Origin of the sequence: Ruminococcus sp. AM43-6 (assembly GCF_003461785.1) — a bacterium.
GTDB classification, from domain to species: domain Bacteria; phylum Bacillota; class Clostridia; order Oscillospirales; family Ruminococcaceae; genus Hominimerdicola; species Hominimerdicola aceti.
Map to the genome: position 1 here is coordinate 122,755 of NZ_QTXU01000004.1, position 13,598 is coordinate 136,352.

The following is a 13,598-nucleotide window of genomic DNA, read 5'->3' on the forward strand; positions in this document are numbered from 1 at the left end:
GCGATACACACCCCATTTCTCAACAAATCCTCAGGCAAACTGCATGCCGCCAATGTTCCGGATCTGTAGGATCTGGCAGCTGCCCGCCCCGAACAATTGATCCATTTTTTTGCAGTAATCTTTCGCCATATGTACCGGCACAAATGCCTGAATAGTTCCGGCAAATCCTCCGCCGTGCACTCTGGAAACGCCTGCATCTCCGAGAATCTGCTTGCTCGCCCAGAGCCCCAGCGTAATACCCTGCTCTGCCGGTTTGCTGCAGGAGTAGAGATTCTGGAGCCATTTCGCAGAGGAATCTCCGGATTCTTTCACCAGTTTCAGAAACCGTGGAAAATCATTGCTGGACAGTGCCTTTGCCTCCTCGGCTGCACGCCGGTTATCCCCGTAGAAATGGGCAGCACGCAAAATAGCACGGTCGGAACAAGCAGTTCGCAATTTCGGAAGTGCCTGCAGGAATGATTTCTCATCCACTTCCCGCAGATGATTTTTTCCGAATTGTGCAGCCACCAGATTCATCTCCGCCGGAATAGAAACGTAATCATCTGTTAAATCTGCATGGCTGCCCTTGGTATCTGTGATACAAAGCATATAGCCGGCATCTTCAAACTGACAGGACAGCTTTTCGATTTTCGGGTTGTCCGTGTCCTCAAAATCAATGAACACAAATCCACCTACAGAGCTTACCATCTGATCCATCAGCCCGCTCTTTTTTCCGAAGTACCGATTTTCCGCATACTGTCCGATTTTGGCAATCTCTACTGCTCCGGCAGCACCTGCATGATAGTGCTGGTCGATGATAGTGCCGATGAGTACCTCAAAGGCTGCCGAAGACGAGAGTCCGCTGCCGCTCAGGACATTGGAAGTGGTGTAAGCATCAAAGCCGCCTACAGCAACGCCCATTTCCTGAAATCTGGAAACCACACCGCGAATCAGTGCAGCGGACTTTCCCTTTTCCTCCGGATGTACCGTGAGGTCACACAAATCCACATAATCCTGCGGATACCCGGCAGATTGCAGCCGAATCACATGCTCGTCGTGAAATGCCACAATGGCAATGACGTCCAGATCAACAGAGGCAGCCAAAACACAGCCATGCTGGTGATCGGTATGGTTTCCGCCGATCTCGGTTCTGCCAGGTGCAGAAAATACGGCGATCTCCTCCCACTCCGGATACAGGCAAGAAAAGTTCTCTGCCGCCTGCAAATAGCGTGCTCGCTGTGCAGCAAGTACGGCATCGGAGCTGCCGTAGAGTTTGCAAAGCTTTTCATCATATTTTCCTGCGGTCAGGTCTGCCTGAAATTGTTTCAGTTTCATGGTCATGATTCCTCCTCTGTCGTCTTTTCGGATGTCAATTCAGTCTTTGGACTAGAAATGGCGGAAACCACCTTTTTCATATACGCATCGTTCAGCTTATACTTCCTGCGGTATACCACATATGCCAGCAGCATTCCCACAGCCGGAATGACACACATCAGCACACGAATGGAGTTCTGAGTTGCGAGGGACTGGATCTGATTCGGTACATATCCAGTCAGGTCCAGTGCAAAGCCAATGGACAGAGAAGTAAATGCAGCGGTCAGCTTCACGATCAGTGTCTGGAGGGAGAATACGACACCCTCATTCCTTATGCCCAGCTTATATTCGCCGTAGTCCACCACGTCTGCCAGAAAGACTGTCGCACAGCCCAGTTCCAGACCAGTACCAGTCTTGACGATCACGCCTGCAATGACAGTGAGCACAATGTTCTGCGGTGCAAAAATACCGGTGAGCAGCAGGATCAGCAGCCCGATTGCCGGAAGAATACATGCCATCAGGAATGCTTTCTTTCTGGAGAGCATCTTGGTGACTTTCGGGAAAATAATCAGACCAACCACTTCTGCGATGGAGGCACTGATCATAAATGCAGAGAGCATGCTGCTGTTGTTGCAGACATAAGCAAAATAATAAGTTGCAACACCCATAATGAGCTGGATTCCCACGTTGTACAGGAGAATCAGAGCCACTGCCCAGCGAAGCTGGTCATTTCTCTTGATGATGGAAAAGATGTCCTTGAAAGAAACCTTTTCTGCCTTTTTGCCCACCTGCTTTTTCGGCAGATTGATGACGGTAACTGCAATGGTAAAGATAAAGGTTGCGGCAATGATCAATGCAAAACGATGATATCCTGTATAACCGCCTCCCAGTCCCTTGATGATCTGTACGCCAAATCCGGCGATGATCAGGGACTGACCGATGCTGGCAAAAATACGGGGCAGTACAGAAACCTTTTCTCTCTCGTGAGGGTCTGAAGTCAGATTCGGAACGATAGACCAATATGGAATATCCATAATAGTATAGGTCATGCCCCAGAGGACATAGGCAACGGCAGCAAATACGCAAAGTCCGATGCCGCTCAGATGGAAGTCGGTGAACAAAATGATAAAAACAAATGCGTTGATCAGTGTTCCGACCGTCAGCCACGGGATAAACTTTCCGAAACGGCTTCTGGTGTTGTCCACCAGCATTCCCATAAACAGGTCGTTGAAGGCGTCCCAGATTTTTGCGGAAAAGAACATGATGCCGATAAATGCCGGTGCGACCTTAATGATGTCGGTAAAATAGATCATGGAGAACGTTGCGATCATGCCATAGATCATATCCTTGCCCAATGCACCAAATGCAAATGTATACTTGACTTTCCCCGGAACTTTCCCGGGATACATGACGTTTCCGCCGCCGGCGGGTTGTGTGCTGTTTTTTAACATAAGAAAAACCTCCTTGAATCGGAACCTATTTTCGTTCGGGTCCCTGTTTTGTTGACACCTATATCATAGCACAGGACATTTCCAAAAGGAATACATTATTCTGTGCAAAAGATACAAATTCCAACACGATTCAAGAAGGTTTGCTTTATTTTATTTCGTATAAGGGGATTGCGGAAGATAGCAGACTTTTTCTTTCGGCATTTCTGCTCCGGCATCGAAATATCCCTGAATGATTGCAAAAATAGTTTTTGCCTGTTCCGGAACATTCAGATCTACCGTCCCGTAAATCACCCCGGCATCAATGGCATCCTGCATGTCCTGAATCCCATTGATACCAATGATGACTGGCAGCGGCAGCTTCTGCTTTGCATAAAAATCTGCGACACCCAATGCCATGCTGTCATTGCTGCAAATCACCGCCTCGACTTCAGTTGTCTCCTCTGCGGAGAGGTTCTGCATCTCCCGCAGTGCAGAGGTTCTCGCCCAGTCCGCGGAGATCACATGGAGCTGATTCAGAGGAAGTGCAGCAGAAGCCGTTTGCAGAAACGCATCGGTACGGTTGATGACATCGGTATGTGCCTGTTCTCCCTCTACCAGAATATAGTCCAGCATGCCGTTCCGGTTCTTGTCCATCTCACAGGTATTCCAAGCCTGAATCAGCATTTCTCCCTGCATATTTCCGGCTTCTTTCGCCTCTGTGCCGACGTACCATACATTGTCCTGCTCCTCCAGATCCGCTTTCGCCGGTTCACGGTTGAACAGAATCACCGGCACATCCTGTTCCTGTGCATCCTCCAGTATCCCCACGACATTAGTGGGCGAAACCGGATTCCAGAGGATCACGTCATACTCCTGCTGCAAAATTTCGTAAAGCTGTGTGTTCTGTGTTACCGCACTGCCGGAGGCATCAAAAACATCGTAGATGATCTCCCTTCCGTCGATGGTCTTATCTTTCAGCTGACTGCGAATAGCATCTGTCAATGTCTGAATATAGGGGTCTTCCAGATCATATACCGCAATTCCCACTTTCAAAAAACGGTCAGTGTGCTGCTTTTGAAAGTGGACAAATCCGCCCACCATAGCAGCAGCCAGAAGTCCAACGCCTACCGCAGAGAAAATAAGGTTCTTCTTTTTCATGGCACTTCTCCTATTCAAACAGCAGTGCGTCCTGTTGGGCATCGAACAGATTTTCCTTTGTGACCTCACGCAGTTCTGGCGGAGAAAACGGCACATTTTTCCGCTGCATACGCTTTGTCAGATAGACGATTGCCTGATACCCAAACCCATAATCATTCTCTGTCACGATCATGTCCACCGCACCGCTTGTCAGTAATGTATAATCCGGCTGTTCGGGGCAGATCTGAATGACTGCCGCCGCACGGGAAAAAGCTTTGGTGTCGTCTGTTTCTCCGCAGACAAGCAGTGTTTTAGAGCCGTTTTCAAAACTGGTATCCCGATCATATACCGCATCATTTTGTTTCAGACACTGCTCCACAGACTCCGCAATTCGCACACTCTTTGCCTGCGTGGTATCTGCGAAAATTTCGAACGAACCCTGTGCTGCCTCTTGGATTTGCGGGGATAGGATCTCGGAGAGCTGTTCCATGCCATCGCTATAAGCACCGTGGAAAAATGCAGGTGCGTAGGTGACAGAGAAAACAGGGAGCTTGCATTGCTCCAGTGTTTCGGCATAGAACTTTTCGCTTCCGGTGTAGTATTGTTCCGGACAGAACAGCAGAACACCGTCACAGCCCTGCTTTTTTTGTGCAGACAGCAATTCCGCCCATGCGTTTTCCGAGAGCTCCGGAGTGTGTATGATACGAAGTGACACCGCACAATCCTCTGCACCGTCATAGATGCCCTCCTGAAACGCACAGAAATCGGACACTGCATCTTCCGACAAAATCACGGCGATCTGTTTTTTTCTTGTTTGAAAGAACTGCTGTTCAAGAAACAACAGCAGTACCAGCAGAATCCCTCCGGCAAAGACCCAGAGCACCTTATTTTTCAATTTCATCTTCCTGCCTCCTCATGGGGAAATAGATGCGTGCCGTAGTTCCCTCATCCGGTGCACTGATTATCTGTACGCCATATGCCTCACCGAAATACAGCTTGATTCGGTCATTGACATTTTTCACACCAATTCCGGAGCCACGCTTGCTGGACACCACATCGCCCTGCATCATCTTCTGCACCTGTGCTTCGGTCATACCCTCGCCGTTGTCGATCACATCGATGTGCACCAGTTCGTTTACCGCATAGATCTTCAGTTGGATCTCCCCGTCTTCATACATGCCCTCCATGCCGTGATAGACTGCATTTTCCAACATTGGCTGGATCACCAGCTTGGGACACAGGCAGTCCGCCAGTTTTTCGTCCCAATCCACCGTAAATGTAAACTTATCCTGAAACCGCACATTTTGAATGGAAAGATAGCTGACGGCGTGTTCCAGTTCCTTTTTCAGCGTGATAATGTCCTTTCCCTGACTCAAAGAGATGCGGAAAAACTTTGCCAGCATGGACACCATTTTTCCGGCGCCCTCATACTTTTTGCTCTGTATCATCCAGATAATAGAATCTAGCGTGTTATACAAAAAGTGGGGATTGATCTGAGATTGCAGAAGCTTTCGCTCGGTAATCTGTTTTTCCCGTTCCTCTTTCCGCACTCGTTCCATCAGCTGATTTGTCTTTTCCGCCATGTCATTAAAGCCGTCGGAAAGTCCTCTGATTTCTCCGCAGCTCTCTGCTTTTGCACGAACCTGCAATTCCCCATGTCCAAACCGTTTCATGGTTTCGGAGAGCCGCAAAACCGGTGCGATCATCAGACGCTGAATCAAAAAGTCCAATATCACAGAAACCACCGCCATCAGCAGAACAATGACTGCGATTCCGGTTCTGAGCTGCGTGTTGTTTTGCAGTTCTTCCGTCAAAGAAGCAGCAGAGATCAGTTTCCAGCCGGTATATCCTATGGTTTGCTGCTGGAGCAGCCACTCCTTTTTGTCCTGCAAAACCACCTGATTTTTCGGTGTATGCAGCGTCCATTCGGTTCGCACACCGCTCTTCAGTCGTTTCTCAAAGGGATAGCAGATCAGATGCTCTTCGTTGTCCATCAGATAAAAATAATCCGTCTGTGATGCCGGATAGATGTTCAACTCTGCCTCCATGTTGTCCATGCAGACATCAAACCGCAAAATTCCAGAACGGCTCTTTCCACCGTCCCGAAGCTCCAAATAGCGGGAAACGGTCATGGCTTTTTGAAATCCTGCTGCTGTCTGGATATAATGAGGCACATCAAATGCGACGGTGTCAATTTCAGTTTCTGCTGCCTGAAACCATGCAGCACTGTCCACCGATTCTGTATCATAATTCTCTGCATTCTGCCAGAGCAGCGCCCCGTCAATATCATAAATGGCGGCATACAAAATCTTGTTTTCATGAAGCTGGCAGAAATCCGACAAAGTCTGTTCCGTCAAAAGTGCCTGCAGGTCAGCGCTCTTGATGATCTGATAATAGGCGGTATTGGCAAGCTCAATGGTGTCGTCCACATCTTCCTCAATGCTGAAACTCATACGCCGCAGCTGCTGGGTATTTTTCTCCTGCAAAAAAGCGGTGATCTGTGCCTTGGTATACTCTGAATAAAGGGAGATGATCAGTGCAGTGAACAGACTGACGGTCAGGAAAAACAGGGCAGTAAAAATCAGACGAATGCTCTTTCCGTCAATCTTCCGGTGCAACAATTGCAATATCTTTTTCATGCTAGTTCCCCGTTGCCAGTTCTTTTCGGAATTTTGCCGGCGACATGCCCATGTTTTTCTTAAAGACATAGCTGAAATAATTGGGTTCCGGATAGCCGACCATTTCTCCGATCACTCTGCTTTTTTCGTCCGTTGTCTTCAGCAGGCGAACTGCCTCGTCCACTCGCTTCTTCGTCAGGAACGCCAGAAAACTCATGCCAGTTTCTTTGCGGAAGATGTTGGAAAAGTGAGATGTACTGACATGCAGATAGGCACACACCTCGTCCACGGACAACTCCGCATTGCCGTAATGCTGCTGGACATATTCCATGGCCTTTTGTGCAAGGATGCTGTTCCGATCCACCTTCCTCTGGTGAATCGCATAAATGATATAGTCGCAGTAATTCAGCAGCCATGCGTTCAGCTGCTCTCCCGTTTCCAGGGACAGGACCTTCATGGTCATACGCTTGGCATCGGCGAATATTTCGTCGTCCATCATGTGATACTGGCGAAAAATGCCGGAGATGGAAAAGATGATCTCCAGAATTGCTGACTGGTAAGCATTGAAATTATAGTGGCTCTCTTCCAGTTGTGTCACCAGCTTTTCCACTTCTTTCTGCACTTTTTCCTGATCTTCCAGCTTGATCGCCATTTCCAGTTTCTCTGTGGATATAGAGGTGTACACGTGGTTTTCGTACAATTCCACATCCTGATAAGAGGTCACAGACTCTTCTGCGGACACCACGCTGTATTCCAACGCCTCCATTGCCTGTGAAAACGAAGCTGGCAACTCTTCTAGCTTTTCACAGATGCTGCCGATGCCGCAGGAAAATGCCACTTGGTTATAGTGCTTGGAAATATGAGAGGCTTCGTTCAGTGCTTTCTGAATCCGTATCATTTCCAACGGTGCAGAGAGCAGCAACAGATAAATGATCTTGTCCAGATAACGAAATGTCCGAAAGGGACAGACCTGCTGCAGCATCTCATTGACGGATTCTGCCACGGAAAACTGCGACAGATAATCATCGCTTTCCTCCGTGATCTTCATAATGACCACACAAAAATGATTGGCATCCAGCGAAACCGACAGATTTTTTTGCTGCCGCTGCATCTGTTCTGGGGTAAGTGAGCCTCTGACCAGCTGTATTAGAAACTGCTCCTGCAACAATGGCAGGCTCTTTTGATAAATTTCCGCAAAACGCTCCTGATTTTGACGCTGTTCCAACTCCGTTTCTAATTCTCTGTGGATTTTTTTCAGCAGGTTTTGCATCTCCTGAAAGTCGATGGGTTTCAGCACATATTCCGATACCCCATACCGAATGGCAAGCTGTGCATATTCAAAATCGTCCCAGCCGGAAAAAAGGACAATTTTGATATGCATCATGTTCTCATGCAGGATTCTCGCCACTTCCAATCCGTCCAGAAACGGCATTTTAATGTCGCTGATTACCAAATCAGGACGAAGCGTTTCCGTCTGTTCCAGAAGCTCATTTCCGTTCAGTGCTGTTGCAATGACACGAAACCCCAGTGTTTCCCACTCCACAGAATCCCGAATTCCTTCTAAAATCTGTGGCTCATCATCCGCCAATATTACTGTAAAACACAAGATATTTTCCTCCATTCTCCGCCAATGCAGCTGATTATCAGTATGATTATAGCACATTTTTTCAGAATTGACAATGGAAAATAGAAAAAGAAAATCGGATCAACATATTTGAGAAAAATCACATCACTTCCCTCACCATGGTTTTGTCAATATCACTTGACACATTTTATTTGTATGTGTCAAGTTTCATTATACAGGATTAATTACCTTTACAGCCAAACATCTTGCAGAGATCCAAGAGATTTTAAAACAGAAACCTAAGAGCCACAAGTAATATTATAGGGAGCGCTACCGATTTGGAAACGCTCCCTACTTTTTTATTTGTCCTTTTCTCTGCACTCGTATGATCTGTTAAGAAGTTGGATATGTTTTGACGCGAGTCATTTTTTATCAAGAATATTGAGTATCCCTCGGGATATATGTTAAATCTGTTTGTTATCCCCAAACTTCTTCGGCTATCTCCTTAACAAGAGCAAGCTTTGCCCACTGCTCCTCATCTGTGAGCTTGTTGCCTATCTCGCAGGACGCAAAACCGCACTGTGGGCTAAGGCAAAGTCTGTCAAGTGAGATGTATTTTGCAGCATCGTGGATACGGTCGATAACAGCCTGCTTGTCCTCAAGCTCAGGCTTCTTTGATGTGATAAGTCCGAGGACTACCTTCTTGTCGCCGCTTACTGCTTTCAAAGGCTCGAAACCGCCTGAACGCTCGTCGTCAAATTCAAGATAATATGCACTTACATTTTCGCCTGCGAAAAGCGTCTCAGCTACACTGTCATAAGCACCGCTGCTTGCATATGTTGAGTGGAAGTTACCACGGCAAACGTGTGTTGTGATAACAAGATCCTCAGGCTTGCCCTCGATAGCAAGGTTGTTTATTCTCAACAGAAGTCTTTTTATATCCTCAAGACCTGCGTCGTCAACTCCAAAAATAGCCTTTGCATTAGGGTCAACTATCATGCCCCATGAGCAATCGTCAAACTGAATGTTGCGGCAGCCTGCTGCATAAAGGTCAGCGATGACTTTTCTGTAGCCCTTTGCGATATCCTGAACAAGCTCTTCTGTATCGTTATAATACTTCTTTGTGTTCTCCAGTGCAAAAGGCATTATCATCTGCTCAAGAAACTGTGCAGGGGCAGGGATAGTCTGCTTTGCGACTGTGTTCTCGTCCTCGAGAGCCTTAACGAATTTAAAATGCTCAACAAATGGGTGGTCGCCAACTGATACCTTGCCTGTGAGATATGTATCGTCTATCATTGCGGCCTCGCCATGGAAAGGCAGACCTGTCTGTGTCTTGCTGTGACCAACTCCGTTGAAGCCCCACATAAAGTCAAGATGCCATGTTGCTCTGCGAAACTCTCCATCAGTGATGATATGATAACCAGCCTTTTTCTGCTTTGCAACGAGATCAAGGATAGCCTTATCCTCTACCTCTTTAAGCTGCTCGGCTGTGATAGTGCCGTTTTCAAAATCTGCTCTTGCCTTTTTCAGATAGTCAGGTCTAAGAAAGCTGCCCACAAAATCGTAGCGGCATGGTACTTTGATATTATTGCTCATTTTTGTTACCTCTTTCATTTTACTATAGTTTATTTCCTATTGGTTTGCTGGTATTTAGTATAGCACGAAAAAAGGCGATAGTAAAATATTTATTTCTGTGGGATAGATATAGTTTCAAACTATATCGGATCGAATAGTTTGCTTGACTTTGGTGCATATGGTGTGGTATAATGAATAATACGATATAGTTAGACGATAAATCGAGATTAGATAAACAAAGGTATGTAATATGATAAAAATTGTGTGGTCAATAAATGATATAAATAAATATCAAACAGGAAAGTTACCTGATAATGCAGTAAAGATAGAAACGCCTAAGAGTGTCGATGAACTGATGAAAAAAGCTTCACCGATCGCCGCAATTCTATGTGTTTTACTTTTTGCTGCTATGTTTGGTAAAACTATCGTTTGCAAGGTGACAGTGATCTCTCCAATTTTTATTTTGGTGGGATTTGCTTTAGGCTTTTTATTGTTGATGATCCACGAGTGGTTACACGGAATCGTTTATCCTAAGGACGCAGATGTAACAATAGGAAGAATTAAAGGAAAGACAACATTTGTGGCATTAGCATCATATCCATTAAAACGAGATAAGTTTATATTGATGTGTCTGCTGCCTTTTGTTCTTGGGGTGGTTCCTTTTATATTATTTTTAATTAGTCCTGCCGAATTTAGAGTATTTAATGGATTGAATTTTGGTATGGCGTGTATGGGTATGGTTTCGCCATTTCCAGATGTTTATAATGTCCTTACCGTTCTAAGGCGCTCTGAAAAAAACGATTCAATAATGTTCTACAAAAATGATATGTACAAGATCTCTTGAATTTCCAGACTAAGCTTTACCCATATATTCCACCGATACAGCCCCATCTGTATCGGTATTTTTCTGTCCTTACCGCCTTCCATCGCCCCAATTCTATTGACATTTCCACCTTGTTATGCTATCATAAAAGCTTACGAGTTAGTCATAACTAGCCGTATGATACCGCAGAATTAAGATAGATAAGAAAGGCGGAACATAATGAAAAGTTCTGCAATAGTAAAAAAGGCACTGCATAAAGCGGACGGCGTTTTGTATCCTGTTGCAGGCAGGAAAGATAAAGTAGTTATCACAATGTCAATTTGCAACGTCATGCAATGAAAGTTTTTTACTTTTTTCAAGCTTTTTTTGTCCACCAAATTTTTTTGAACAATCATGCTTTTTCTGACATATTATAAAAATGAAAATGCAAACGCAGTCACACTGATCTAATGCGTTTGAGATATGGAGGGTAATTTATGTCAGAAAAGTATTTTTTGGGTGCAATGACGCAGAATGGTTTTTCCACGGAATTTGGCAAGATAATGGCTGATAAGGAGTATTTCACATTCATACTCAAAGGGGGTGCAGGCACAGGAAAATCTTCACTTATGAAAAAGATAGCCGCCGAGTTTGAACCGACAGAGGACGTCACTAGGTTTTATTGCTCCTCTGACCCTGCTTCCCTTGATGCAATCGTTCTGCATACATCAAAGGCCATAATCTGCGACGGCACTGCGCCCCACGTTATGGAATGTTCATATCCAGGAGTTTGTCAGAAAATAATCAACTTAGGAGAGTATTGGGACGAAGAAAAGCTGAAGGCCTTCAGATCTGAAATAATCGAGACCACAGACAAAAACAAGTCGCTTTTGGCAAGAAGCAAAAGGTTTACCACTGCCCTGTCTAACGTTTGCTTCGATACCTACAATTGCGGTGAAGGCTGTCTGCTGGAGGAAAAGCTGAAAAGCTTCACAGAACGATCAGCAAAACGTCTTCTAAACAAAAAAGGCTCTGGCAGTGGTAAAACTGATCTTAGACAGTTGACCGCTTTGACGGAATACGGCTGTATGACGCAGCTTGCCACTCTTGACAGCTACCTTGACGTGTTCGCCATGAACGATGATTATTATGCCGCTTCCCACAAGTTCGTCACCCTCATGGCACAGCAGGCTGTAAAGCGAGGTTATGATGTTATTCTCTGCCCTGCTATCCTATTTGGCAACACCCTTTACGAGCATTTGCTTATCCCGGAGGCTGGCATCGCATTTGTGATAAATTCCCCTATAAGCAAGCTTGACGGCTTTGAAAAAGCTATCAACATGGGCAGATTTTATGACAAGAAAAAGATCTCAGCCCTGAAAACAAGACTGAGATTAGATAAAGTCACCGCCTCCGACCTTGCAGAGGAAGTGTATTCAGGCATCAAGAAAGCCAAGAAAGTCCATGACGAGATAGAAAAGTATTATATCGCCGCAATGGACCACGCCGCCCTTAATAAGGTTTGCGACAGCATTTCAAGGGAAATTCACGAAAGGACTATAAAATAGTTTTCCACATTCCGTCGTAAGGCGCAGGCTCAAAGCCCATTTTCTTATAAAGCGATATGGCTCTGCCGTTTTCAAGCTCGACTTCAAGTCGGATACGGCGGAGCTTTTTGTCGCCATTTTCCTCGATATACTTAAAAAGCTCCCTGCCGAGACCTTTTGAGCGGTATTCCTCCAGCACAAAAAGCTCGTCTATCCATATAGTAATACCGCCTGCTTCAACTGAATATGTTTTCATTGTAACACAGTAGCCAACATTATTGCCGTCACAAACGAGCATATAACCCTGCACATACACGTCAGACCTCATCATTTCATCAAAACCCTGCTCAAAATGCTCTCTTGGAACAGGCTTGTCCACTGCAGAAGAATTATAGAACTCAGTGGAAAATCTGATATAATCTTCCCTGTCCTCAGGCACAAATTTTCTTATCATTTTTATCTCTCCGTTTCTTTGGTATTAGCCTATTATAGCATTTTATTTATCAAAAGTCAAATGCACAAATTTTGTTGCAAAAGTCCAGATTATGTGATATAATTATTTTGGATAGTTTTAATCATATTTGCGAGGATACATAATGAAATATACTTTTGATTGCGACCGCTGGGGAAGCAGTTTTTCAGTGCCGTCTAAAGTGGTCGATAAATACATAAAATTAAGTGATGGCGACTTTGTAAAGGTACTTCTCTGCATACTCTGTTCAACGGAACGTGAATGCGACAGTGCAAAGCTTGCGGAAAAGTCAGGACTTCCTGAGAACACTGTCATTGACGCTGTGACACACTGGGTATCACTGGGAGTCATCACCACAGAACACAGTGATATGGCAAAGCCTGCACAGGTCAAAGCCGTTTCTACACCTGTTTCAGAGCCTGAAACAAAGGCCGAGCCTGTTTCAAAAGTTGAGGCAGTTGCCCCGAAACGTCAGAGCGTTTCAAACAAGCTGTGCATAAGATACAAAAATTCTGAGATATTGGAAAAGCAGCAAAAGGACCCTAACCTTGCACATCTCTTTGACGAGATACAAACCGTTTTACAACGCACTATCAATGGAACTGAGCAAGGGGAACTTCTTGCTCTTTATGAGTATTACCGATTTGATGCTGCATCTATTCTCTTAGCCGCAGAATACTGTGTGTCACTTGAAAAGCACAACGTGTCTTACCTTGTGACAGTAATGCGAGGGTGGTTTGAACAAGACATCTGTACTTATCAACAAATTGAACAAGAAATAATTAGGCTTTCCAACATAAAAAAGTATGAATTCAAGGCACTGAAAATTTTCGGACAGACAGCAAAGCCGTCAAAGCAGCAGCTTGAGTTTATAGAAAAGTGGCGAACAATGGGCTTCACTGTTGAAATGCTGGAGATAGCCTATAACAAGTGCGTTGACAATACCAACAAACTGAATTACAAATATATAGACACTATACTGTCAAACTGGGCCGGCAAGAGCATCACTACCCCTGAACAGGTCACACACGAGGACGAAAAGTACCACACCTCCAAGAAAAATAAGAATACTAATAAGCAAACTTCCTATGATCTTGATGATTTTGAAAAATTCGCAATGAATTTTGATCTAGAAAAATCAGGAAAACTATGATAAGGAG

11 protein-coding genes are annotated in these 13,598 nt (G+C 45.1%); 3 read left to right on the forward strand and 8 right to left on the reverse strand.

What is annotated here, in order from left to right; translation table 11 throughout:
- Positions 1 to 30: 30 nt before the first annotated feature.
- The 7 genes from DW938_RS04605 to DW938_RS04635 form a co-directional block, all read right to left on the reverse strand.
- Positions 31 to 1,314, reverse strand: a complete 1,284-nt coding sequence (locus DW938_RS04605) for a galactokinase family protein (protein ID WP_117897491.1) — start codon at positions 1,312 to 1,314, stop codon at positions 31 to 33.
- A 2-nt stretch (positions 1,315 to 1,316) separates the two neighbouring features.
- Positions 1,317 to 2,744: a melibiose:sodium transporter MelB gene (gene melB, locus DW938_RS04610; protein WP_242989595.1), complete on the reverse strand. Its 1,428-nt coding sequence runs from the start codon at positions 2,742 to 2,744 to the stop codon at positions 1,317 to 1,319.
- Positions 2,745 to 2,894: 150 nt separating this feature from the next.
- Positions 2,895 to 3,881, reverse strand: a complete 987-nt coding sequence (locus tag DW938_RS04615) for a substrate-binding domain-containing protein (protein ID WP_181982481.1) — start codon at positions 3,879 to 3,881, stop codon at positions 2,895 to 2,897.
- A gap of 10 nt (positions 3,882 to 3,891) precedes the next feature.
- Positions 3,892 to 4,761, reverse strand: a complete 870-nt coding sequence (locus DW938_RS04620) for a hypothetical protein (RefSeq protein ID WP_118124022.1) — start codon at positions 4,759 to 4,761, stop codon at positions 3,892 to 3,894.
- On the reverse strand, positions 4,745 to 6,499 hold the full coding sequence (locus DW938_RS04625) for a sensor histidine kinase (protein WP_181984369.1): 1,755 nt from the start codon (positions 6,497 to 6,499) through the stop codon (positions 4,745 to 4,747). Before DW938_RS04625 ends, DW938_RS04620 begins: the two co-directional genes overlap by 17 nt.
- A 1-nt stretch (position 6,500) precedes the next feature.
- On the reverse strand, positions 6,501 to 8,084 hold the full coding sequence (locus DW938_RS04630) for a response regulator (RefSeq protein ID WP_181984370.1): 1,584 nt from the start codon (positions 8,082 to 8,084) through the stop codon (positions 6,501 to 6,503).
- A 435-nt stretch (positions 8,085 to 8,519) separates the two neighbouring features.
- Positions 8,520 to 9,638, reverse strand: a complete 1,119-nt coding sequence (locus DW938_RS04635) for a 5-methyltetrahydropteroyltriglutamate--homocysteine S-methyltransferase (protein WP_118124025.1) — start codon at positions 9,636 to 9,638, stop codon at positions 8,520 to 8,522.
- Between the two features lie 229 nt (positions 9,639 to 9,867).
- On the opposite strand from DW938_RS04635, the gene DW938_RS04640 reads away from it, so the two are divergent.
- Together DW938_RS04640 and DW938_RS04645 are read left to right on the forward strand one after the other, a co-directional pair.
- Complete coding sequence (locus tag DW938_RS04640) at positions 9,868 to 10,461, forward strand: DUF3267 domain-containing protein (RefSeq protein ID WP_117876210.1); 594 nt, start codon at positions 9,868 to 9,870, stop codon at positions 10,459 to 10,461.
- 455 nt (positions 10,462 to 10,916) lie between these two features.
- Positions 10,917 to 11,987, forward strand: coding sequence for an ATPase (locus tag DW938_RS04645; RefSeq protein WP_118124026.1), 1,071 nt, complete (start codon positions 10,917 to 10,919; stop codon positions 11,985 to 11,987).
- Here the strand turns inward: DW938_RS04645 and DW938_RS04650 are convergent.
- Positions 11,977 to 12,420: a GNAT family N-acetyltransferase gene (locus DW938_RS04650; RefSeq protein ID WP_022287322.1), complete on the reverse strand. Its 444-nt coding sequence runs from the start codon at positions 12,418 to 12,420 to the stop codon at positions 11,977 to 11,979. The two genes, DW938_RS04645 and DW938_RS04650, sit on opposite strands and share 11 nt — an antisense overlap.
- 142 nt (positions 12,421 to 12,562) lie before the next feature.
- Here DW938_RS04650 and DW938_RS04655 point away from each other — a divergent pair, with 142 nt between their 5' ends.
- Complete coding sequence (locus DW938_RS04655) at positions 12,563 to 13,591, forward strand: DnaD domain protein (RefSeq protein WP_118124027.1); 1,029 nt, start codon at positions 12,563 to 12,565, stop codon at positions 13,589 to 13,591.
- Positions 13,592 to 13,598 lie beyond the last annotated feature (7 nt).